Below are 22365 nucleotides of genomic sequence, written 5' to 3'. Positions count from 1 at the left end.
CCTACGCCCATTTCTGAACACGTTCAGCCAGATTGCTGAACGTGTTCAATACCTGCCGTCGGGTGCGCGGTCAGAGTCCGACGATCGCGTTCCAGCGCTTGGCGAGGGAACGGCGTTCGGCCGAGGAGATGTCCCGGGCCACGACCAGCCGCTTGCGCATGTCATCGTCCGGGAAGATCAGCGGGTTCTCGGCCAGTTCGGCGGTCTCCTGGTCGTCGGAGGCGGCCAGGACCTCGCGGGCGGCCGGAACGGGGCAGACGTAGTTGACGGAGGCGGCGAGCGAGGCGGCCACCTCGGGCGCGTAGTAGTAGTCGATGAGGGCCTCGGCGTTCGCCTTGTGCCGGGCCAGGTTGGGGACGAGCAGGCTCTCGGCCCAGAGTTCTGCCCCTTCCTCCGGGACGACGAACTCGATGTCCGGGTTGTCGGCCTGGAGCTGGATGGCGTCACCGGAGTAGGCCTGGCAGGCGAGGACATCGCCCTTGCTCAGATCGGAGGTGTAGTCGTTGCCGGTGAACCGGCGGATGTGCTTCTTCTTCACCATGTTCTCGACCTGGTCGCACATCCGGTGGAAGTCGGACTCGGTCCAGCGGGTGACGTCCACACCGTTGCCCTGCATGAGCAGCGCGAAGGACTCGTCGAGTCCGGAGAAGAGGGTGACCTTGCCCGCCAGGTCCGGCTGCCACAGGTCCTTGATCGACTTGATCTCCCGCCCCAGGGCCTTGCGGTTGTAGGCGATGCCGGTGATGCCCGACTGCCAGGGGACGGTGTGCAGGCGACCCTCGTCGAAGGCGGGGGAACGCAGTTGCGGGTCGAGGTGCCGGGCCACGTTGGGCTGGGCCGACCGGTCCAGCTTCTGGGCCCAGCCCAGGTGGACGAAGCGGGCGGCCATCCAGTCGCTGACCACGATCAGGTCGTGGCCGGTCTCCTGGCGGTTCATCAGGGCCGGGCTGACCTTGCCGAAGAACTCGTCGTTGTCGTTGATCTCCTCGGTGTACCGGACCTCGATGCCGGTCCGCTCCGAGAAGGCCTCCAGCGTCGGGCGGCGCTCCTCGTCCTCCTCGTCGGTGTCGATGTACAGCGGCCAGTTGGAGAACACGACGCTGCGGTCCCGCTCCGAACGGTCCGGACCCTCGCGCCCTTCCTCGGGAACGTAGGCGGCGGGCACGCCGCAGCCGGTGAGGGCGGCCGTGAGGCCCGCGGCACCGAGGCCGTACAGCGCAGAACGGCGGGAGAAGGCGAGTTCGGGCATGGGCACAGCCTCGGCGAACGCGAGGGGGCGGGCAATAGACATGTTGTCTACTGCCCGCCCCGTCAACGCTGTGCTGTGATCGATGCGGCCGATCAGCCGTCGAGCGAGGTCATCACGTGCTTGATGCGCGTGTAGTCCTCGAAGCCGTAGGCGGAGAGGTCCTTGCCGTAGCCGGACTTCTTGAAGCCGCCGTGCGGCATCTCGGCGACGAGCGGAATGTGGGTGTTGATCCACACGCAGCCGAAGTCGAGGTTCTTGGACATCCGCATCGCGCGGCCGTGGTCCTTGGTCCAGACGGAGGAGGCGAGGGCGAACTCGACGCCGTTCGCGTACTCCAGGGCCTGACCCTCGCTCGCGAAGGACTGGACGGTGATGACGGGGCCGAAGACCTCGTTCTGGATGATCTCGTCGTCCTGCTTGAGGCCGGAGACCACGGTCGGGGCGTAGAAGTAGCCCTTCTCGCCGACCTGGTGGCCACCCGCCTCGACCTTGGCGTGAGCGGGGAGGCGCTCGATGAAGCCCGCGACCTGCTTGAGCTGGTTCGGGTTGTTCAGCGGGCCGTACAGCACGTCCTCGTCGTCCGGCTGGCCGGTCTTGGTGTCGGTGGCGGCCTTGGCGAGCGCGGCCACGAACTCGTCGTGGATCGACTCGTGCACGAGCACGCGGGTCGCAGCGGTGCAGTCCTGGCCGGCGTTGAAGTAGCCGGCGACCGCGATGTCCTCGACGGCCTTGGCGATGTCGGCGTCCTCGAAGACCACGACCGGGGCCTTGCCGCCGAGCTCCAGGTGGACGCGCTTGACGTCCTTGGAGGCGCTCTCGGCGACCTGCATGCCCGCACGCACCGAGCCAGTGATGGACGCCATCGCCGGGGTGGAGTGCTCGACCATGGCCTTGCCGGTCTCGCGGTCACCGCAGACGACGTTGAATACGCCCTTGGGCAGCACGGAGTCGATGATCTCCGCCATCAGGACGGTGGAGGCCGGGGTGGTGTCCGAGGGCTTGAGCACGACGGTGTTGCCCGCCGCGATGGCCGGGGCGAACTTCCACACGGCCATCATCATCGGGTAGTTCCACGGCGCGACCTGGGCGCAGACGCCGACCGGCTCACGGCGGATGATCGAGGTCATCCCCTCCATGTACTCGCCGGCCGAGCGGCCCTCCAGGAGCCGTGCGGCACCCGCGAAGAAGCGGATCTGGTCCACCATCGGGGGCAGCTCCTCGCTGGCCGTGAGGGCCAGCGGCTTGCCGGTGTTCTCCGACTCGGCGGCGACGAGCTCGTCCGCGCGCGCCTCGAAGGCGTCCGCGATCTTCAGCAGGGCCTTCTGGCGCTCCGCGGGGGTGGTGTCGCGCCAGCCCGGGAAGGCGGCCGCGGCAGCGGCCATGGCGGCGTCCACATCGGCCTGGCCCGAGAGCGGGGCGGTGGCGTACACCTCGCCGGTGGCCGGGTTGACCACCTCGGTGGTCCGCCCGTCGGCGGCGTCCTTGAACTCCCCGCCGATGTAGTTGCGCAGACGACGCAGTTCGGTGGTCACTACAGCCACACTCCTGATCACATGTCCAACGATTGAGACGAATACCAAGCCTAGCCTCTCGGCGGAGGCTTTCGACAGGCCCAGACACCACCAACTACGAAATCGGTGAGATCAGAGTCTTCAAACAACGGATTTCATCGATTCCGTCTTGCGGAACAGACGACCCTCGTGCACAGTGAGGTCGTGGTCAGTCGAAGCGCAGATTCCAGGAACAGACAACCGTCCCCTTCGGTCGATGCTGTGTCCCTGGCGATCATCGAGCAACTGCAGGAGGACGGTCGCCGTCCCTACGCCTCGATCGGCAAGGCCGTGGGCCTCTCCGAAGCCGCTGTGCGCCAGCGGGTGCAGAAGCTGCTCGACCAGGGCGTCATGCAGATCGTCGCCGTCACCGACCCGCTCACCGTGGGCCTGCGACGCCAGGCCATGGTCGGCATCAACGTCGAGGGCGACCTCGATCCGGTGGCCGACGCTCTGACCGCCATGGCCGAGTGCGAGTACGTGGTCATGACCGCAGGTTCGTTCGACCTGATGGTGGAGATCGTCTGCGAGGACGACGACCACTTGCTCGAAACGATCAACAAGAAGATCCGCACGCTCCCCGGCGTGCGATCAACCGAAAGCTTCGTTTATCTGAAGCTGAAGAAGCAGACCTACATGTGGGGAACTCGATAGCCCGTGAGCCAGGACCTCTCCAAGACCGCATACGACCACCTGTGGATGCACTTCACCCGCATGTCGTCGTACGAGAACGCACCCGTCCCCACCATCGTGCGTGGTGAGGGCACCTACATCTTCGACGACAAGGGCAAGCGCTACCTCGACGGTCTCGCCGGACTGTTCGTGGTCAACGCAGGTCACGGCCGCAAGGAACTGGCCGAGGTCGCCTACAACCAGGCTCAGCAGCTCGCCTTCTTCCCCGTGTGGTCGTACGCCCACCCGAAGGCCGTGGAACTCGCCGAGCGCCTCGCGAACTACGCCCCGGGTGACCTGAACAAGGTCTTCTTCACCACCGGTGGCGGCGAGGCCGTCGAGACCGCCTGGAAGCTCGCCAAGCAGTTCTACAAGCTGCAGGGCAAGCACACGAAGTACAAGGTCATCTCGCGTGCGGTCGCCTACCACGGCACCCCGCAGGGCGCCCTGTCCATCACGGGTCTGCCGGCCCTGAAGGCTCCTTTCGAGCCGCTGGTGCCCGGCGCGCACAAGGTGCCGAACACCAACATCTACCGCGCCCCGATCTACGGCGACGACCCGGAGGCCTTCGGCCGCTGGTGCGCCGACCAGATCGAGCAGGAGATCCTCTTCGAGGGCGCCGACACCGTCGCGGCCGTCTTCCTGGAGCCGGTGCAGAACGCCGGTGGTTGCTTCCCGCCGCCGCCCGGGTACTTCCAGCGCGTCCGCGAGATCTGCGACGAGTACGACGTGCTGCTCGTCTCCGACGAGACGATCTGCGCGTTCGGCCGCCTCGGCACGATGTTCGCCTGTGACAAGTTCGGCTACGTGCCGGACATGATCACCTGCGCCAAGGGCATGACCTCGGGCTACTCCCCGATCGGTGCCTGCATCGTCTCGGACCGCATCGCGGAGCCGTTCTACAAGGGCGAGAACACCTTCCTGCACGGCTACACCTTCGGCGGACACCCGGTGTCCTCGGCGGTGGCGATCGCCAACCTCGACATCTTCGACAAGGAAGGCCTCAATCAGCACGTGCTGAACAACGAGGACGCCTTCCGCACCACGCTGGAGAAGCTGCACGACCTGCCGATCGTCGGCGACGTCCGCGGCAACGGCTACTTCTACGGCATCGAGCTCGTTAAGGACAAGGACACCAAGGAGTCCTTCACGGACGAGGAGACGGAGCGCGTGCTCTACGGCTTCCTCTCCAAGGCGCTCTTCGAGAACGGCCTGTACTGCCGGGCCGACGACCGCGGTGACCCGGTCATCCAGCTCGCGCCGCCGCTGATCGCCGACCAGGGCACCTTCGACGAGATCGAAGGAATCCTGCGCTCGGTGCTCACCGAGGCGTGGACCAAGCTGTAACCGGGGCCTGAGCCGACCGAGCCGCAGTAGTCCGACCACACGGCCCGGATCCTCCGTTCGAGTGAGAACGCGGGGGTCCGGGCCGTGTGCTGTCACCATCCAAGACGTTCATCTCTTTACATCTCACTGTGGCGCCAGTGACTTCGACCGGCTCCGCTTCGTTCCCTCGGACGGAGGTGTACGCCATGGTGGCTCCACCGGACAATGCCCCGCCTGACAATGACGTCCTGTGGGCTCGGTCCCTGCACTACTCCCACGGGGGGTCCCCCCGGACGAAGTCCGGAGGAGGCGCCCCCGCCCTCGTCGAGATCTCCGTCGGTGTCCGTCAGGGCGAGATCCTCGCCCTGACCGGTCCCCGCGGCAGCGGCAAGACCACTTTGCTCCGCTGTCTGTCCGGGCAGCTGCGGCCCCAGCAGGGCGAGGTCTGGTTCAACAGCGTCCCCGTGCACACCATGAGCGCGGTCGTCCGCGAACGGCTGCGCCGCGACCGGTTCGGCTGGATCGGCCACGAGCCCCAGCTGCTGCCCGAGCTGAAGGTCTGGGAGAACGCGGCCCTGCCCCTGCTGCTCGCCGGAGCCTCCCACCGCAGCGCCCGCACGGCCGCCTGCGAATGGTTGGACCGCCTGGACATCGCCGGCTCCGCCCGAAAGCGCCCCGGCGCCCTGACCCGCGCCGAGTGCCAGCGGGTCGCGCTCGCCCGGGCGCTGGTCAACGAGCCCGCCGTGATCTTCGCCGACGAGCCCACGGCCCCGCTGCACCGCACCGAGCGGGCCCTGCTGCTCCGCACGCTGACCACCGCGGCCCGCTCCCACGACATCACCGTGCTGCTGGCCACCCATGACGAGGCCACCGCGGCCGTCGCGGACCGTCGGATCGACCTGCTCGACGGCCGCCTCGCGGGGGCCGCTGCCGCCGCCTCCCCCGTCGCCGACACCACGGAGGACCAGGCCGCGTGCTCGCTCTCCGCCTAGCCCGTGGTTCCCGGCCGCTCGTCCAGCTGCGGCGGCTCCTCGTCGCCGCGGCTTCGGCCGGAACCGGATTCCTACTCCTCTATGTACTCGCCGGTGCCGTGGCCCGGCCCGCCGGATCGTTCCCTCGCCTGCTGTGGGCCCTGATCCCGCTGGCCGTCACCGTGCACTTCGCCGTCGTCGTGGCCCGGTCCGACCCCGCGACCCAGCCCCGCGAGGGACTGGACGCCGTCGGGCTGGGACCCGTCCGGCTCATGCTGGCCGCCGCGATCTCCACCGCCGTCGCCTGCACCCTGGGCAGCGCCGTGGCCCTGGCCGCCTTCCTCCACTTGCGCGGCGAACTGGCAGGGCTGCCGTTCGACGGGACCGGGGCCGAGCTGCTCCACGCCGACCAGCCGCTGCCGGTGGCGGGCGCCCTCACCCTGTTGGCCCTGATCCCGCTGACCGCCGCGGCCGCCACTGCCCTCGCGCTGCGCCCGCACCCGCCGCTGGCCCCCCAGACCGGACTGCCCTGGGGCATCGCACTGACCGCCTGCGGGCTCGCCGCCTCCGCGTACGCGGGCCGGGGCGGTGCCGGGGCGCTCATCGGTTGGTCGCTGACCGCGGTCGGGCTCGCCCTGGCCGGGCCGGGACTCGCCTACGCCTGCGGGAGCCTGGTCCAGGCCGTGCGCCCGGGAGCGCTGCGGCTGCTGGCCGGGCGGACCCTCCAGGAGGAGGCCCCACGGATCGGCCCGCCGCTGGGAGTGCTCTGCTCGGTGGCCGCAGGTGCCCTGACCGCGTTCGCCCTGCGCGACCGGGGCGGGCTGCCCGTCCCGCTGGGCCCGCTGACCTGGCCGGCCGTCGCCCTCGTGACCCTGTGCGCCGCCGCGACCCTTCTCACATCCGTGGTGGAGGCCCGCCGGGGCCGGCAGCCCGGACGCACGGCCCTGCTCGACCTCGCTGCCCCGTCCAACGTCCTGCGCAGCGCCGCGAGTCTGCGGGCCACCGCCCTCCTGGCAGTGTGCGTACCGCTCAGCTGGGGTGTGGCGCAGCTGACGTCGTTGGCATTGACCCGCTGATCCGACCAGCCCTTAGGGTGGGCCGAATGGTCAACCCAGACATCGAGATCGAGACGCTCGCCGAATTCGACCAGGTGGTGGCCCGCGGCTCGCTCAGCGGCTACCGGATCCAGTCGGTCAACCTGCTGGAGCGGACCTTCGCGCTGCTGGCCTCCGACACCTCGGCGGCCGTGTTCCTGGGCTGCGCGATGGAGCCCGACGCGGCGGCGAAGGTCCGCGCCGACGGCGCGCTGGTCTTCCCGCCCGTACCGGACCTGCCGTTCGACCCGTACCGGGGCCTGCTCTACACGCCCGAGGAGCTCTTCACCGGGCTGCCCGACGGGTACGAGGCCACCCCCGACGCCGAGGCGTACGCCTGGTTCCAGGAGACGAAGTCCGACGGCGATGTCTTCTCCTCGATGCTCCGTTCCGTCCATGACGACGCCATCTCCGACGCCCTCGACGAGCACCTCTGCGGTGTCCGGGTCGTCGGTGTGATGGGCGGCCACGCGATGAGCCGCGGCGGTACGGACTACCGCGGCGCGGCGGAGCTGGGCCGGGCACTGACCCGGTCCGGGTTGACGGTGGCCACCGGCGGTGGCCCCGGCGCGATGGAGGCTGCCAACCTCGGCGCCTACCTGGCCCCGGCCCCGGACGAGGCCCTCGCGGAGGCCCTGGAACTGCTGGCCAAGGCCCCCTCCTTCACTCCGTCGGTGTCCGACTGGGCGCGCGCCGCCTTCGCCGTGCGCGAGCGCTTCCCCGCCGGCGGCGACTCGGTGGGCATCCCGACCTGGTTCTACGGGCACGAACCGCCGAACGCCTTCGCGGGCCACATCGCGAAGTACTTCGCGAACGCCACCCGCGAGGACGGGCTGCTGGCCCGCTCCACCGCGGGCGTGGTCTTCCTGCCCGGCGCGGCGGGCACCGTCCAGGAGATATTCGACAACGGGACGCCGAACTACTACGAGTCCCGGGGCGAGCCGGCCCCGATGATCCTGGTCGGCCGCACCCACTGGACCGAGCACCTTCCGGCCTGGCCCCTGCTCCGGGCACTGGCGCGGGGCCGCGCGATGGAGTCGCGGATCGCGCTCGTCGATTCGGTGGACGAGGTCCCCGGCGTCCTCGCTTCGATGGGCTGAGCTCCGGAAGCAACTTCCCGGCCCGTTCTGACGTCTGGCAGAGGTACCGCAAAACCTGCCAGACGTGAACGGAGCCCTTGGTGCTCATAGGCCTGCTGACCGCTGTTGCGGCGTCCATCTGCTACGGCACGGGATCCGTGCTGCAAGCCGTCGGATCGCGCCGCGCCGCACGCATGTCCCCGACCGCCGCCGGGGTGACCGCCCACGGCGGTCCCAACCTGTCGTCCACCGCGAAAGCGGCGATGACCTGGGAGTTCATCGTCGGCACCATCTTGGACTTCGTGGGCTTCGGACTCGGCGCCCTGGCCGCCCGGCTGCTTCCCCTCTTCCTCTCCCAGACGGTGATCAGCGCCAACCTGGTGATCACGGCCGTGCTGAGCGTGAAGATGCTCGGCATCCGGCTGAGCCGGAAGGAATGGACCTCGATCGGGGTCGTCTGCACCGCGCTGGTGCTGCTGGCGACGGCCGCGGGCCACGAGGGCGGCCACCACGCGCCGATGTCCACGCACTGGTGGCTGCTGGGGATCACCCTGCTGCTGATGGTGGGCGGCACGGTGGCCGTGCGCCTCCTCGGCGGCAGCGCCGCGATCCTGGCGGGCCTGCTCTCGGGCCTCGGCTTCGGCGCGCTCGGCGTCGGCGTCCGGATCCTGAACGGCGTGGACCCGTTCGACCTCGGCACCTTCCTCACCGACCCGGCCCTCTACGCCATCCTGGTGGCGGGCATCGGCGGCATGTACCTGCACACGGTCGCCCTCCAGATCGGCTCGGTGAACGGCGCCACGGCGGCCCTCGTCGTCGGCGAGACGGTGCTGCCGGGCGCGATCGGCGTCCTGTGGCTCGGCGACGCCTCCCGCCCCGGCCTCGCCTGGCTCGCGGTCCTCGGCTTCGTCATGGCCGTCGCCGGAGCGGTGGCGGTCGCCTGGTACGGCAAGCACGAGGGGGCCGACGAGGGCGCCGCGGACCCGGTGCCGGAGCCGGTCGGCTGACCCCCCGGCCGGCCGGGCTCCCTCACCCGGTCGGCCGCCCCCCGGTGGTGGCGCGGCGATGACTGCCGCTTGCTGGACCAGGGGAGAGAGTGAGGGGTTCGTGAGTTCCACGACCGATCGGCTCTACACGCCACGCGCGGCCGGGATGGCCGGAATCGCCTTCGCCCTGCTGCTCGGGGCGGCGATCGTGCTGATGCGGATCGCCGTCCCGTCGGGCAACGCCGCCGACCTGCCCGTCGACCCGGACAAGCGCTGGGCGGTCAAAGTGGCGCTGGAGATCGTGCCCTTCGCGGGCATCTTCTTCCTCTGGTTCATGGGCGCCCTGCGCGCGCACACGGGCGCGGCCGAGGACCGGTTCGTCGCCACCGTGTTCCTCGGCAGCGGATTCGTCTTCGTGGCGACCCTGTTCGCCTCCGCGGCGGCGGCGGGCACCGTGCTGGCCGAGGGCTCGCCCTCCGATTTCGGCCGCCACTTCGCCTACACCCTCCTCGCGACGTACGCCATGCGGATGGCTGCCGTCTTCGTCCTCGCGACCTCGACCATCGGTCGGATGCTCGGCGTCTTCCCGCGGCCACTGGCCCTGCTGGGCACGGTCGTCGGCCTGGTCCTGCTCGTGGTCGGTTCCGGAGTGCCCTGGTCCGAGATGGTGTTCCCGGCCTGGGCCCTGATCCTCAGCCTGTACATCCTGCGTGTCCGGCGCGGCACCGCCCGCCGGCCTCCGACCCCCACCGAACCGCCCTGACCTGGGGATCCTTACTCCGGCAGGCGGCCTGTGAGTGCCGCGTGCATGCTGGTGGGAAGGGGAGGACCCGGGGGCTCCGGGGGGTGACGGGGAGGGACGGCCAAGGGAAAGGCAGAACCGCCATGAGGCTTGTCGTCGACCTCAACCGCTGCCAGGGATACGCCCAGTGCGCATTCCTCGCTCCCGATGTCTTCGCCATGCACGGCGACGAGTCGCTGCTCTACAACCCGGAAGCGGATCCGGCGCAGCGCGAGGACGTGATGCGTGCAGTGGCCGCCTGTCCGGTCCAGGCCATCCTTCTGGAGATCACGGACGAGGACATGGCGAACATGGTCGCCCCGGACGCCGTGGCCGGCGCCGGATCTCCATCCGGAGGCGCGCGGTGACGAGTACCGGAACGCACGACGGATCCCTGGAGCAGCTCAAGCGCGAGGGCCGCATCGTCGTCGTCGGCGCATCCCTGGCCGGCCTGCGGGCCGCGGAGACCATGCGTGAGAAGGGTTTCGCCGGTTCGCTCACGATGATCGGCGACGAGCCCTACGAACCGTACGACCGCCCCCCGCTGTCCAAGCAGGTCCTGCTGGGCAACGCGGTCGCCGACCACACGGCACTCCCCCGCCGCCGGGCGATCGATGCCGACTGGCGCCTCGGGGTCCCGGCCACGGGCCTGGACATGGCCGCCCGCCGGGTCGAGCTCGGCAACGGCGACGCGGTCGAGTACGACCGGCTCCTGATCGCCACCGGCGTACGCGCCCGGCCCTGGCCCAACGCGGAGGAGGGCGCCCTCAAGGGCGTCTTCGTGCTGCGCACCCGCGATGACGGCGAAGGGCTGCAACGGGCCCTGGCCGCCGGTCCCCGCCGGGTGCTGGTCATCGGAGCCGGGTTCACCGGGTCCGAGATCGCCTCGGCGTGCCGGGAGCGCGGCCTGGACGTCACCGTCGCCGAACGGGGCGACGCTCCGCTGGTCGGTGCTCTGGGCGGGGTGATCGGCGCGGTGGCGGCCGAGATGCACCGCGAGAACGGCGTCGACCTGCGCACCGGAGTCATGGTGACCTCGTTGGAGGGGGACCCCTCCGGGCGGGTCCGCGCCGCGCACTTCTCCGACGGGTCCACCGTGGAGGCGGACGTGGTGGTCGTCTCGCTGGGCGCACAGCGCAACACCGAGTGGCTCTCCGGCTCCGGGCTGGGTGCGGGGCCGCGGGGCATCGCCTGCGACGCCGGCTGCCGGGCCTTCGACGTCCGGGGCATCGTCACCGACGACATCTACGTGGCGGGTGATGTGGCACGTTCCCCGCACGCCCTGTTCGGCTACCAGTTCCTGTCGCTGGAACACTGGGGCAACGCCGTCGCCCAGGCGGACACCGCCGCGCACAACATGCTCAGCGTGAGCGCCGACCGCCGTCCTCACCTGTGGGTTCCGGCGTTCTGGTCCTCCCAGTTCGGCGTGAACATCAAGTCGGTCGGGGTGCCGCCGATGGGGACCGAGATCCTCATTACCCAGGGCTCGCTCGCCGAGCGCCGGTTCGCGGCCGCGTACGGGTACCAGGGGCGGCTGATCGCGGCCGTCACCTTCGACAACTGCCGGTGGCTGCCGTTCTACGAGCAGCAGATCGAGGCCACCGCGCCGTTCCCGCCGCCGTTCTCCACGGTGGACCGCAGGCCCGAGGGGACCAAGCCGATGCCGGCCGACTTCCCCGACCCCTCCGTCCCGACCCACGGGCCGACGATCACGCTGAGCGGCTACTCGCCGGCGGACCGGAAGATGACCTTCACCCCCGGTAGATGACCTTTCCCCCGCGCACCACCGGCTGCGCCGCACCGCGCCCTCCCCCGAGGATCACGAGGACCCGTCATGACACAAGCCCTGCTGCGGGAGATCATCGACTACGCGAACCGCGCGAATCCCTACCCCCTGTACGAGGAACTCCGCAAGACCCCGGTCTCCCACGACGGGGACGGCCCGTACGTCGTCAGCACGTACTACGAGATCCACAGCCTCCTGCACGACCCGCGGATCAGCTCCGACGCCAAGAACCTGAAGGCGACCGGGGACGACCTGCTGGGCGAGCAGTCCGACGAGGAGGGCACGACCCTGCCGCCGTCGTTCCTCAAGCTCGACCCGCCCGACCACGACCGGCTGCGGCGGATGACGAACCGGCCGTTCGGTCCGCCGCACGCACCCCGCCGGGTGCACGACATGCGCGACGAACTCGGCACCCTCGTCTCCGGGCTGATCGACGGCATCGTGGAGACCGGACAGCTGGACCGGATCGATCTCGTCGACCAGTTCGCGTACCCCTTCCCGGTCTCCGTCATCTGCCGGCTGCTCGGCATCCCCCGCGAGGACGAGCCCCGCTTCCACGTGTGGGCGGAGGCCCTGGCCGCCAGCCTGGACCCCGACCCGGACGCGGACCCCACGAAGCGCGGCCAGGGCGCGATGGACGCCCGCATGGAGCTGGGCATGTACCTGGCCGGGCTGATCGAGGAGCGCCGCAAGAAGCCGGGCGACGACATGCTGTCCCAGCTGGCGACGGCGGACGGCCCGGACGGCGCGATGACCACGATGGAGGCGCTCAGCACCTCCGCGCTGCTGCTGATCGCGGGTCACGAGACGACGGTCAACCTCATCACCAACGGGATGCTGACGCTGCTGCGCCACCCGGAGGTCCTGCAGCGGCTGCGCAACGACCCCGACCTGGCGATCCCGATCGTCGAGGAGCTGCTGCGCTACGAGCCGCCCGTACAGTTGCTGCCCCAGCGCACCACCCTCTCCGACATCGAGGTCGCCGGGGTCACCATCCCCAAGGGCGCGTCCGTGTGGCTGATGCTGGCCTCCGGAAACCGGGACCCGAAGCGTTTCGAGAACCCGGACCGCTTCGACCCCGACCGCGAGGACATCCAGCACCTCGGCCTCGGCAGCGGCATCCACAGCTGCTTCGGGGCGCCGTTGGCCCGGCAGGAGGCCCAGCTGGCCCTGAGCGAACTGGCCCGCCGACTGGAGAACCCGCGGCTGCTGGAGGACCCGCCCCCGTACCGCCAGAATTCGGTCCTGCGCGGCCCGCGCCACCTTCCGATCGCCTGTGACGGCATCCGCCCCTAAGGGCTGTCCCGTCACGATCATCATCCGGCCCGGGTGAGGTCTTCCATCCAGGGCGACGCCCGACGCCCGTTCGCCCCCTCCGGTTCTGCCGGAGGGGGCGAAGGAGTTTCCACGGCATGCCCGGGTGACCCCGATCGGCCCGGACGGCAAAGGTTGGCGCGGGAGCCCCTTTGAGGGTCAGGTACCAGAGTTGTCGACGAACCCCACGACATCGAAGTATTCAACCTTGGGCGGGACGCCGTAAATCTCCGTCACCTTGCCGACGATCTCCTCCGTAAAGAATGCACGAGCTTTCTCCTCGTCATCCCACACGTAGAAGTTCCTTGCCCAACCGCTGTCTTCGTCGACCATGAAGCTCTTGAAGCGGAGACCGGCCATTCCCTCGAACGGCCCTCGGAGTTCGCCGGCAATCTTTGAGAGAGCCGAACGATCGAACTTTTCGGTCTGCGCAAAAGTAACGAGCACGCCGATCATCAGGCTTCCTATCGCTTGGGGGAGCAATGGTCGATCGAGTGATGCTAGCGGCGGATCCTAATACACACGGCCGGAAATTCTGGTCGTTGGGCCGCGCGTCGGCGGTTCGGCTCGCGGTAGGCCAGGACCTGCCGATGACCGCGACTCGATGCACGCACTACGGCACGGCTCCTTCAGGCAGTACGACCACCTCGGCGGGGGTGAACGTCGCCTCGACCCGGTCCCCCACGGCCGGCGCCCCCGCCAGTCCGCACTCGGCCTCCAACAACGGTCCCGTCTCGGGCCGCAGCACCAGCGCGACGTGCGTGCCGCGGAAGGTGCGGGAGGCCACCTCGCACCGCAGGCCCGCCGCGCAGAGCACCACGCCGGCCGGGCGGATCAGCAGCCGCTGCTCCCCCTCAGGGGATCCGGCCGGTACCGGGACCTTGCCCCACGCGGTGGCGGCCCACGTGCCCGAGACCACGGCCGGCACCACGTTCTCGAAGCCGAGGAACCGTGCCACGAACTCCGACGCGGGCCGCTGCCAGACCTCCAGCGGTGTCCCGGCCTGTTCGATCCGGCCGTCCCGCATCACCACCACCCGGTCGGCCAGGGCGAAGGCCTCGCCCTGGTCGTGCGTGACGGCCAGCACGGTCGTGCCCAGCCGGGAGAACAGCCCCCGCAGCTCCACCACGAGCCGCTCCCGCAGCCCCCGGTCGAGCTGCCCCAGCGGTTCGTCGAGCATCAGCAGCCGCGGCGACGGTGCCAGCGCCCGGGCCAGCGCCACCCGCTGCTGCTCGCCGCCCGACAGGGAGGCCACCGCCCGACCCTGGGCCCCGGGGAGCCCGACCAGTTCCAGCAGTTGCGCTACCCGGTCCGTGGACGAGGCCCGCCCGGCTCCCCGCATCCGCAGTCCGAAGGAGACGTTCGCGCCGACGTCGCGGTGCGGGAAGAGCTGGTGGTCCTGGAACATCAGGCCCACGCCCCGCCGGTGCACGGGGACGTCGGCCTGGTCGGCCCCACCCAGCAACACCCGGCCTGCGGAAACCTGCTGGAGTCCGGCGACGACCCGCAGCAGCGTGGACTTGCCGCTTCCGCTCGGCCCCAGCACGCACACGACCTCGTGCTCGGCGACCGCGAGGTCCACGCCGTCCAGGGCGTACGGGGCCGCGCGCTCGCCGAAGCGGACCGACACCCCCTCCAGCTGAAGCAGTGTCATCAGAACTCTCCGGAGGTCTTGTCGGGCCGCAGTCGCTCCAGCAGCAGCAGGGACACCGCGCACACCAGCATCAGAATCGTGCTCAGGGCCATCGCCTGGCCGTAGTTCAGCTCTCCGGCCCGCCCCAGCAGCCGCGCCACGGCCACCGGCAGCGTCGGCCGGTCCGCCCGCGCGATGAACACGGTCGCACCGAACTCCCCCAGGGACACCGCGAAGGCGAACCCGGCCGCGATCAGCAGCGCCCGCCGCACCAACGGAAGGTCCACCTCCCGCCAGGCCCGCAGCGGCGACGCGCCGAGCACCGCGGCGGCCTCCCGCAGCCGCCCGTCCACCGCGCGCAGCACCGGCAGCATGGTCCGTACGACGAAGGGCACGCCCACCAGGGCCTGCGCGAGCGGCACCAGGATCCACGAGGTCCGCAGATCCAGCGGCGGCTCGTCCAGGGTGATCAGGAAGCCGAAGCCCACGGTCACGGCGGACACCCCGAGCGGGAGCATGAGCAGCGCGTCGAAGCCGCGTACGAAACGACCCCCGCGCCGGGTCAGCGCCGCGGCCGCGAGTCCGCCGATGACCAGGGCGATCGCGGTGGCGGCGAGCGCGTACTGCAGGGAGTTCCAGATCGCCTCCAGGGGCGCCACCAGGAAGGTCCCGCCACCGGCGCCCGCGTCCTGCAGGGCCCGGTAGTAGCCGAGTCCGTAGCCGCCGGGGGTGTCGAAGGACCGCTCGACCAGCACGCCCAGCGGCGCCGCGATCAGCAGCGCGACGGTCAGCAGCACCCCGCCCAGCAGCGAGCGCTGCGCCCAGCCGCGCGGCCGGTGCGTGGTGCGGCCCGGATCGACCAACCGCAGCGCGGTCTCGCGCTTGCGCACGGTCCAGGCGTGCACGGCGAGGATCGCGCCGATGGCGGCGAACTGCACCATCGTCAGGACGGCCGCCGTCGGCAGGTCCAGGAGCTGCGCGGTCTGCCGGTAGACCTCCACCTCGAGGGTGGAGTACGCGGGCCCGCCGAGGATCAGTACGACGCCGAAGGAGCTGAAGGTGAACAGGAACACCATCAGTGCGGCGGCGGCCACCGCCGGGGCGAGCGCGGGCAGCGTCACCCGCCGCCAGGCGGCGAACCGCCCGGCGCCCAGCACCCGGGCGGCCTCTTCCTGGCGCGGGTCCAGTTGGGCCCACAGCCCGCCGACCGTGCGGACGACAACGGCGTAGTTGAAGAAGACGTGCGCGAGCAGGATCGCCCAGACGGTGGTGTCGAGCCGGACGCCCACCAGTTCGTCCAACAGTCCGCCCCGCCCCAGCAGCGCGAGGAACGCGGTGCCCACCACCACGGTCGGCAGCACGAAGGGAACGGTCACCACGGCGCGCAGCAGCTGCTTGCCCGGGAACTCGAAGCGCGCGAAGACGTACGCGGCGGGGAGCGCGATCAGCAGGGTGAGCAGGGTGGAGGCGAACGCCTGCCAGGTGGTGAACCAGAGCACGTCGGCGATGTCGGGCCGGGCCAGCACCTCCGCGAACCGGCCGAACTGCCACCCTTCGTCGGTCTTCAGGCCGCGCCCGACGATCGCGGTGACGGGGTAGGCGAAGAACAGCCCGAAGAAGGCGAGGGGGACGGCCATCAGGGCGAGCCGCACGACGGTCGCCCGCGCCCCCTCGCGGGGGCCGGAGCCGGGCGCGGCATCCCCCGACGCCGCGCCCGGCTCCTTGGTACCGCTTACTTCACGACGAGCGCGGTCCATGCCTTGACCCACTGCTCACGGTTCTTGGCGATGGTCTCCGGGGCAACGTTCTCCGGCTTCTCGACGACCACGCCGTGCTTGGTGAACAGCTCCGGCAGGACGGCGTCCTTCGTCACGGGGTTCACGAACATCTGGAGCGGCATGTCCTCCTGGAACTTCTTGCTGACCAGGAAGTCCACGAGGGCCTTGCCGCCCTCCTCGTTCTTGGCGCCCTTGAGCAGGCCCGCGAACTCGATCTGGCGGAAGCAGGTGCCGGTGGAGACGCCCGTGGGGGCCTCGGCCGGCTGGGGCTCGCCGTACAGGACCTCGACCGGCGGGCTGGAGGCGTAAGAGACGACCAGCGGGCGGTCGCCCTTGGCCTTCTTGCCGCCCGCGGATCCGGAGAAGCGCTCGTTGTAGGCCTGCTCCCAGCCGTCGACGACCTCGACGCCGTTGGCCTTCAGCTTGCTCCAGTAGTCCTTCCAGCCGTCCTCGCCGTACTTGCCGACGGAGGCGAGGAGGAAACCGAGACCGGGCGAGGAGGTCGCGGCGTTCTCGGTGACCAGCAGGTTCTTGTACTCCGGCTTGATCAGGTCGTCCAGCGTCTGCGGCGGGGCGATCTTCTTCTCGGCGAAGTACGCCTTGTCGTAGTTGACGCAGATGTCACCGGAGTCGATCGGGGTGACCCGGTGCTCCTTGTCGAGCACGTACTCGGGCTTCACCTCGGCCAGGCCCTTGGCCTCGTACGGCGTGAAGATGCCGTTGTCGAGGGCGCGCGAGAGGAGGGTGTTGTCCACGCCGAAGAACACGTCACCGCGCGGTGAGCCCTTGGTCAGGATCTCCTGGTTCAGCGCGGTGCCCGCGTCCCCGGACTTCAGCACCTTGACCGTGTAGCCGCTCTGCTGCTCGAACTCCTTGAGGACCGTGTCGGTCACGTTGAAGGAGTCGTGGGAGACGAGCGTGACGGTCTTGGACTTCGGGGCGTCGCTCGCGCCCGCGGGCTTGTCCTTGGTGTCGCCGCCGCCGCAGGCGCTGAGCGTGGTGACGCCCAGCGCGGCCGCGAGTGCGACGCCCGCCATCTTCTTCGTGGTGCTCATTGGTGAATTCCTCCTGGGATGTCCAGGAAGAGACGCGGCCCTGCCCGGCGCTCTGTAGGAGCGGACGCCGGGCAGGGCGCAACAGCAAGAGTGGTGACCGAACTTCCTACCCCGAATGACCGGGGCGAGGTTCAGAGGGTCTGCGGATGACGGATACCGCACTCTCAGCGCTGTGGCGCTCCCCTGTCGGAATATGAAATTGGTTCGGCCACAGGGTACCCCGTGGCCGAATCACATCGAACAGAAGCGGAATTTAGCGCTCCGAGGCGGCCAGCTGGCCGCACGCACCGTCGATCTCCTGACCCCGGGTGTCCCGTACGGTCACCGGCACGCCGTGCCGGGCGATGGCCTCCACGAAGGCCCTCTCGTCCTCGGGCCGCGAGGCGGTCCACTTGGAGCCCGGCGTCGGGTTGAGCGGGATGAGGTTGACGTGCACGCGCTTGCCCTTGAGCAGCTTGCCCAGGAGGTCACCGCGCCAGGCCTGGTCGTTGATGTCGCGGATCAGGGCGTACTCGATCGAGATCCGGCGGCCGGACTTCTCGGCGTACTCCCAGGCCGCGCCGAGCACCTCGCGGACGTTCCAGCGGGTGTTCACGGGGACGAGGGTGTCGCGCAGCTCGTCGTCGGGCGCGTGCAGCGAGACGGCGAGGCGGCACTTGAAGCCCTCGTCGGCGAAGCGCAGCATGGCCGGGACCAGGCCGACGGTGGAGACGGTGATGCCGCGCTGCGACAGGCCCAGGCCGTCGGGCTCCGGGTCGGTGAGCCGGCGGATGGCGCCGACCACGCGGTTGTAGTTGGCGAGCGGCTCGCCCATGCCCATGAAGACGATGTTCGACAGCCGCGCCGGGCCGCCGGGGACCTCGCCGTCGCGCAGCGCGCGCATGCCGTCGACGATCTGGTGCACGATCTCGGCGGTGGACAGGTTGCGGTCCAGGCCCGCCTGGCCGGTGGCGCAGAACGGGCAGTTCATGCCGCAGCCGGCCTGCGAGGAGATGCACATGGTGACCCGGTCGGGGTAGCGCATCAGCACGGACTCGACGAGCGTTCCGTCGTGCAGCTTCCACAGGGTCTTGCGGGTGGTGTCGTCGTCGCACGAGATGTGCCGGATGACGCTCATCAGGTCCGGCAGCAGCTCCTGCTGGAGCTTCTCCCGCGAGCCGGCCGGGATGTCGGTCCACTCGGCCGGGTCGTGCGCGTACCGGGCGAAGTAGTGCTGGGAGAGCTGCTTGGCCCGGAACGGCTTCTCACCGATCGCGGCGACCGCCTCGCGGCGCTCGGCCGGGGTCATGTCGGCGAGGTGCCGGGGCGGCTTCTTGGCCCCGCGAGGGGCGACGAAGGTGAGCTCTCCCGGAACGGGGCGGGCCATGGCAGGTACTCCTTGTAAGACGAAAGGCGCGCCGCAGAAGCAGCGCGCCTTCCAAGAGTAACCGCCCGGCGTCCTGCGACGCCTTTTCGCAGGTCAGCCGGTGCCCACGAAGGCCGCCAGCAGCAGCCACACCACGGGGGCCGTCGGAAGCAGGGAGTCCAGCCGGTCCATGATGCCGCCGTGTCCCGGCAGCAGGGTGCCCATGTCCTTGATGCCCAGGTCCCGCTTGATCATCGACTCGCCCAGGTCACCCAGGGTGGCGCTGACCGCTACCGCGAGGCCCAGCAGCAGGCCCTGCCACCAGGAGCCGCCGTCGATCAGGAACTCCATGCACAGCGCGCCGGCCGCCATCGCGAAGGCCACCGCACCGAACAGTCCCTCGCGGGTCTTGCCGGGGCTGATGCGCGGCGCGAGCTTGGTCTTGCCGAAGCGCCAGCCGACCGCATAGGCCCCGGTATCGCTGACCACGGTCAGGAGGAGGAAGGTGATCACGCGCTCGGCGCCGTCGTCGGCGGTGAGCAGCATCGCGACGAAGGTGGCCAGGAAGGGCACGTAGAACGCCGCGAAGGCGCCCGCCGTGACGTCCTTGAGGTAGTCCTCGGGCGGTTCGGTCATCCGCCACACCAGGACCGCCAGCACGGTCAGCGCCATGGCGACCCAGGCGCCCTCGGCCCCCCGGACGTATCCGGCGATGACCATGGCGGCGCCACCGACCGCGAGCGGGACCAGCGGGGCCTTGATGCCCTTCTGTTCCTGCAGCCGGGAGGTGAGCTCCCACAGGCCGACGACGACCGCGACGACGACGACCCCGACGAAGACGGCCTTGACGATCAGCAGCGAGGCGAAGATCACCGCACCGAGACCCACGCCCACCCCTATGGCGGCACGCAGGTCCCGACCCGCGCGCTTCTTCGGCGGCGGGGGCGAGGCGTCTTGCGGCTGCTGGGCATGCGGAGGCGGGGGGCTGGGCATGGGCTCCTGCGGCGGCGTATCGGCGCGGAAGAGGGGGCCGCTGTCGGCGGCGACCCCCCGATCGCGTGCTTCCCGGTCGTCGAAGTCACGGCCGGCGGCATCGGGCACGATGGGCATGGGCCGAGTGTGCGGGCCCACCTGCGCATCGTATGCGGGACCCGCCGGAACCGGCTCCGGCTGCCAGGAAGAGTCGTTCATCAGACTTCGAGGAGCTCGGCTTCCTTGTGCTTGAGGAGCTCGTCCACCTGCGCGACGTACTTCGCGGTGGTGTCGTCGAGCTCCTTCTCCGCGCGGCGCACCTCGTCCTCGCCGGCCTCCTTGTCCTTGACCAGCTTGTCAAGGGCGTCCTTGGCCTTGCGGCGGACGGCGCGGAGCGAGATCTTCGAGTCCTCGGCCTTGGTGCGCGCGACCTTGATGTACTCCTTGCGGCGGTCCTGCGTCAGCTCGGGGAAAGTCACCCGGATGATGCTGCCGTCGTTGCTCGGGTTGACGCCGAGGTCGGAGTCGCGGATGGCCTGCTCGATGTTGCGCAGGGCGCTCTTGTCGAACGGGGTCACGATCGCCATGCGCGGCTCGGGCACCGAGAAGGAGGCGAGCTGGTTGATGGGCGTGATGGCGCCGTAGTACTCCGCCACGATCTTGTTGAACATCGCCGGGTGCGCACGGCCGGTGCGAATCGCGGCGAAGTCTTCCTTGGCGACGACGACGGCCTTTTCCATCTTCTCCTCGGCCTCGAGGAGGATCTCTTCGGTCACCACGTGCTCCTGCATGTCAGATATGGATGGTTCAGGCGGGCGGTCGGACCCGGCGGGCCCGGTCAGGGGCCCGCTCGGTCCGGCTGCGGACTGCTCAGGCCCGGGTGTCCTGGTCGCTCACGAGCGTGCCGATCTTCTCACCCTTGACGGCGCGGGCGATATTGCCCTCGGCGAGGAGCTCGAAAACGAGGATCGGCAGCTTGTTGTCGCGGCAGAGCGTGATCGCGGTGGCGTCGGCGACCTTGAGGTCGCGGGAGAGGACCTCGCTGTACTCCAGCGCGTCGAACTTCACCGCGTCCGGGTTCTTCTTCGGGTCGGAGTCGTAGACCCCGTCGACACCGTTCTTGCCCATGAGCAGGGCCTCGGCGTCGATCTCCAGGGCACGCTGGGCGGCCGTGGTGTCGGTGGAGAAGTAGGGCATGCCCATGCCGGCGCCGAAGATCACGACGCGGCCCTTCTCCAGGTGCCGCACGGCGCGCAGCGGGATGTACGGCTCCGCGACCTGGCCCATCGTGATGGCGGTCTGCACGCGGGAGTCGATGCCCTCCTTCTCCAGGAAGTCCTGGAGCGCGAGGCAGTTCATGACGGTACCGAGCATGCCCATGTAGTCGGACCGGGCCCGGTCCATGCCGCGCTGCTGGAGTTCGGCGCCGCGGAAGAAGTTGCCGCCGCCGATCACGACGGCGATCTCCGCGCCGTCGCGGACAACCGCGGCGATCTCACGCGCGATGGCGTGGACGACGTCGGGGTCGACGCCGAGTCCTCCGCCACCGGAGAAGGCCTCGCCCGACAGCTTCAGCATGAAGCGGCGGCCCTTCTTGTCCTGGTCGCTCTTGTCGTCGGATGCGGTGTGGGGGTCCACGCCCTGATTCATGGAGATCTCCTCGTGCACATACGAAGAAGGCCATTGCCGGTGGGTCCTTGCGGTTCCCTCTTCGGCAATGGCCTCCTCGTCAGATCTGCGGTCGCCTCGCGCAAGCGCGGACGACTGCTTCAGACCCTACCGGGGTCCGGTGTCCGTCGCGTACGGACGGACTCAGATGCCGACCTTGATGCGGGTGAAGCGCTTCAGGGTGACACCGGCCTCGTCCAGAACCTTCTGGACGGACTTCTTGTTGTCCAGGGCGTAGGCCTGGCCGAGCAGCGTGGCGTCCTTGAAGAAGCCGTTGACGCGACCCTCGACGATCTTTGCGATGGCAGCCTCGGGCTTGCCCTCCGCGCGGGTGACCTCTTCGGCGATGCGACGCTCGGACTCGACCTTCTCGGCCGGGACGTCCTCGGCGGACAGCCACTGCGGGGCGAACGCGGCGATGTGCTGCGCGACGCCGCGGGCGACCTCGGCGTTCTCCTTGTCGAGCTCGACCAGGACGCCGATCTGGAACGGCAGGTCGGGCATCGTGCGGTGCATGTACGCAGCCACGTAGCCGCCGCTGAACTGCGCGAAGCGGTCCAGGACGATCTTCTCGCCGAGGTTGGCGTTGGCCTCGTCGACGAAAGCGGTGACGGTCTGGCCGGGCTTGATCTCGGACGCGAGCAGCGCCTCGATGTCGGCCGGGGAGGTGGCGGCGACGTGCGCGGCCAGCTCGTTGGCGACGGCCAGGAACTTCTCGCCCTTGGCGACGAAGTCCGTCTCGCACTTCAGCTCGACGATGACACCGGAGGTGTTGTCGTCGGCGATGAGGGAGACGACGGCACCGTTCTCGGCAGAACGGCCCTCGCGCTTGGCGACGCCCTTCTGACCCTTGATGCGGAGGGCTTCCTGGGCCTTGTCGACGTCACCGTCGGCGTCCACGAGCGCGTTCTTGCAGTCCAGCATGCCGGCGCCGGTGAGCTCGCGGAGCTTCTTGACGTCAGCGGCGGTGTAGTTCGCCATGAGTCTGTGATTCTCTCTCGAAGTCGTAGATCTACGGGTGAACGGCGGAGGTGCCGCGCCCCAGGCGCGGCTCCCCCGCCGTCATCGTCCGTGCTGTGAGTGCCCGGCGCGTGAACGCCGGGCGC

Annotated in this window: 21 protein-coding genes and 1 riboswitch; of the genes, 10 read left to right on the top strand and 11 right to left on the bottom strand. The window is 69.9% G+C overall.

Annotated features, from left to right (window positions below; genetic code table 11):
* Positions 1 to 70 precede the first annotated feature (70 nt).
* Positions 71 to 1249, bottom strand: a complete 1179-nt coding sequence (locus tag ACIQK6_RS17075; RefSeq protein ID WP_329098805.1) for a spermidine/putrescine ABC transporter substrate-binding protein — start codon at positions 1247 to 1249, stop codon at positions 71 to 73.
* 92 nt (positions 1250 to 1341) lie between these two features.
* Positions 1342 to 2781: a gamma-aminobutyraldehyde dehydrogenase gene (locus tag ACIQK6_RS17070; protein WP_329098806.1), complete on the bottom strand. Its 1440-nt coding sequence runs from the start codon at positions 2779 to 2781 to the stop codon at positions 1342 to 1344.
* Between the two features lie 168 nt (positions 2782 to 2949).
* Between ACIQK6_RS17070 and ACIQK6_RS17065 the strand changes: the two genes are divergently transcribed.
* From ACIQK6_RS17065 to ACIQK6_RS17020, 10 genes are all read left to right on the top strand, one after another.
* Positions 2950 to 3453 (top strand): Lrp/AsnC family transcriptional regulator, encoded by a 504-nt coding sequence (locus ACIQK6_RS17065; RefSeq protein WP_007266859.1) that lies wholly within the window; start codon positions 2950 to 2952, stop codon positions 3451 to 3453.
* Between the two features lie 3 nt (positions 3454 to 3456).
* A complete protein-coding gene (locus tag ACIQK6_RS17060; RefSeq protein WP_030008595.1) occupies positions 3457 to 4818 on the top strand; it encodes an aspartate aminotransferase family protein in 1362 nt (453 codons plus the stop codon).
* A gap of 185 nt (positions 4819 to 5003) precedes the next feature.
* Positions 5004 to 5789: an ABC transporter ATP-binding protein gene (locus ACIQK6_RS17055; RefSeq protein WP_402695010.1), complete on the top strand. Its 786-nt coding sequence runs from the start codon at positions 5004 to 5006 to the stop codon at positions 5787 to 5789.
* Entirely contained in the window at positions 5771 to 6844 is a 1074-nt protein-coding gene (locus ACIQK6_RS17050; protein ID WP_329098808.1) for a hypothetical protein, read from the top strand. Before ACIQK6_RS17055 ends, ACIQK6_RS17050 begins: the two co-directional genes overlap by 19 nt.
* Positions 6845 to 6870: 26 nt before the next feature.
* Positions 6871 to 7962 carry an LOG family protein gene (locus tag ACIQK6_RS17045; protein WP_402695009.1) on the top strand — a complete coding sequence of 364 codons (1092 nt, stop codon included), beginning with the start codon at positions 6871 to 6873 and terminating at the stop codon, positions 7960 to 7962.
* A gap of 80 nt (positions 7963 to 8042) precedes the next feature.
* Positions 8043 to 8948 (top strand): hypothetical protein, encoded by a 906-nt coding sequence (locus tag ACIQK6_RS17040; protein ID WP_329098810.1) that lies wholly within the window; start codon positions 8043 to 8045, stop codon positions 8946 to 8948.
* A gap of 100 nt (positions 8949 to 9048) precedes the next feature.
* Positions 9049 to 9690 carry a hypothetical protein gene (locus ACIQK6_RS17035; RefSeq protein WP_329098811.1) on the top strand — a complete coding sequence of 214 codons (642 nt, stop codon included), beginning with the start codon at positions 9049 to 9051 and terminating at the stop codon, positions 9688 to 9690.
* 122 nt (positions 9691 to 9812) lie between these two features.
* Positions 9813 to 10076 carry a ferredoxin gene (locus tag ACIQK6_RS17030; RefSeq protein WP_030016402.1) on the top strand — a complete coding sequence of 88 codons (264 nt, stop codon included), beginning with the start codon at positions 9813 to 9815 and terminating at the stop codon, positions 10074 to 10076.
* Positions 10073 to 11476 (top strand): NAD(P)/FAD-dependent oxidoreductase, encoded by a 1404-nt coding sequence (locus tag ACIQK6_RS17025; RefSeq protein ID WP_402695008.1) that lies wholly within the window; start codon positions 10073 to 10075, stop codon positions 11474 to 11476. Before ACIQK6_RS17030 ends, ACIQK6_RS17025 begins: the two co-directional genes overlap by 4 nt.
* A 66-nt stretch (positions 11477 to 11542) precedes the next feature.
* Positions 11543 to 12790, top strand: a complete 1248-nt coding sequence (locus ACIQK6_RS17020) for a cytochrome P450 (RefSeq protein WP_329098813.1) — start codon at positions 11543 to 11545, stop codon at positions 12788 to 12790.
* A gap of 177 nt (positions 12791 to 12967) precedes the next feature.
* Here ACIQK6_RS17020 and ACIQK6_RS17015 read toward each other — a convergent pair whose 3' ends face one another.
* The 9 genes from ACIQK6_RS17015 to tsf all read right to left on the bottom strand — a co-directional run bounded on the left by ACIQK6_RS17015 (position 12968) and on the right by tsf (position 22240).
* Positions 12968 to 13264: a hypothetical protein gene (locus tag ACIQK6_RS17015; RefSeq protein WP_329098814.1), complete on the bottom strand. Its 297-nt coding sequence runs from the start codon at positions 13262 to 13264 to the stop codon at positions 12968 to 12970.
* Between the two features lie 157 nt (positions 13265 to 13421).
* Complete coding sequence (locus ACIQK6_RS17010; RefSeq protein ID WP_329098815.1) at positions 13422 to 14462, bottom strand: ABC transporter ATP-binding protein; 1041 nt, start codon at positions 14460 to 14462, stop codon at positions 13422 to 13424.
* A complete protein-coding gene (locus tag ACIQK6_RS17005) occupies positions 14462 to 16078 on the bottom strand; it encodes an iron ABC transporter permease (RefSeq protein WP_329107602.1) in 1617 nt (538 codons plus the stop codon). Before ACIQK6_RS17005 ends, ACIQK6_RS17010 begins: the two co-directional genes overlap by 1 nt.
* Positions 16079 to 16173: 95 nt before the next feature.
* On the bottom strand, positions 16174 to 17274 hold the full coding sequence (locus tag ACIQK6_RS17000) for a thiamine ABC transporter substrate-binding protein (RefSeq protein ID WP_329098816.1): 1101 nt from the start codon (positions 17272 to 17274) through the stop codon (positions 16174 to 16176).
* 85 nt (positions 17275 to 17359) lie between these two features.
* A riboswitch (TPP riboswitch) is annotated at positions 17360 to 17469 on the bottom strand.
* A 58-nt stretch (positions 17470 to 17527) separates the two neighbouring features.
* Positions 17528 to 18640 carry a 23S rRNA (adenine(2503)-C(2))-methyltransferase RlmN gene (gene rlmN, locus ACIQK6_RS16995; protein WP_329098817.1) on the bottom strand — a complete coding sequence of 371 codons (1113 nt, stop codon included), beginning with the start codon at positions 18638 to 18640 and terminating at the stop codon, positions 17528 to 17530.
* A 93-nt stretch (positions 18641 to 18733) separates the two neighbouring features.
* Positions 18734 to 19810 carry a phosphatidate cytidylyltransferase gene (locus tag ACIQK6_RS16990; protein WP_329098818.1) on the bottom strand — a complete coding sequence of 359 codons (1077 nt, stop codon included), beginning with the start codon at positions 19808 to 19810 and terminating at the stop codon, positions 18734 to 18736.
* On the bottom strand, positions 19810 to 20367 hold the full coding sequence (frr, locus tag ACIQK6_RS16985; RefSeq protein ID WP_030016386.1) for a ribosome recycling factor: 558 nt from the start codon (positions 20365 to 20367) through the stop codon (positions 19810 to 19812). Before frr ends, ACIQK6_RS16990 begins: the two co-directional genes overlap by 1 nt.
* 94 nt (positions 20368 to 20461) lie before the next feature.
* Positions 20462 to 21241, bottom strand: coding sequence for a UMP kinase (gene pyrH, locus ACIQK6_RS16980; protein ID WP_329098819.1), 780 nt, complete (start codon positions 21239 to 21241; stop codon positions 20462 to 20464).
* 162 nt (positions 21242 to 21403) lie between these two features.
* Positions 21404 to 22240 (bottom strand): translation elongation factor Ts, encoded by an 837-nt coding sequence (gene tsf, locus ACIQK6_RS16975; RefSeq protein ID WP_030016382.1) that lies wholly within the window; start codon positions 22238 to 22240, stop codon positions 21404 to 21406.
* Positions 22241 to 22365 lie beyond the last annotated feature (125 nt).

Source organism: Streptomyces sp. NPDC091682 (assembly GCF_044756625.1).
Taxonomy (GTDB): Bacteria; Actinomycetota; Actinomycetes; order Streptomycetales; family Streptomycetaceae; genus Streptomyces.
Note: the sequence above shows the minus strand (reverse complement) of the source record. Positions and strands in the feature narration are given on the sequence as shown.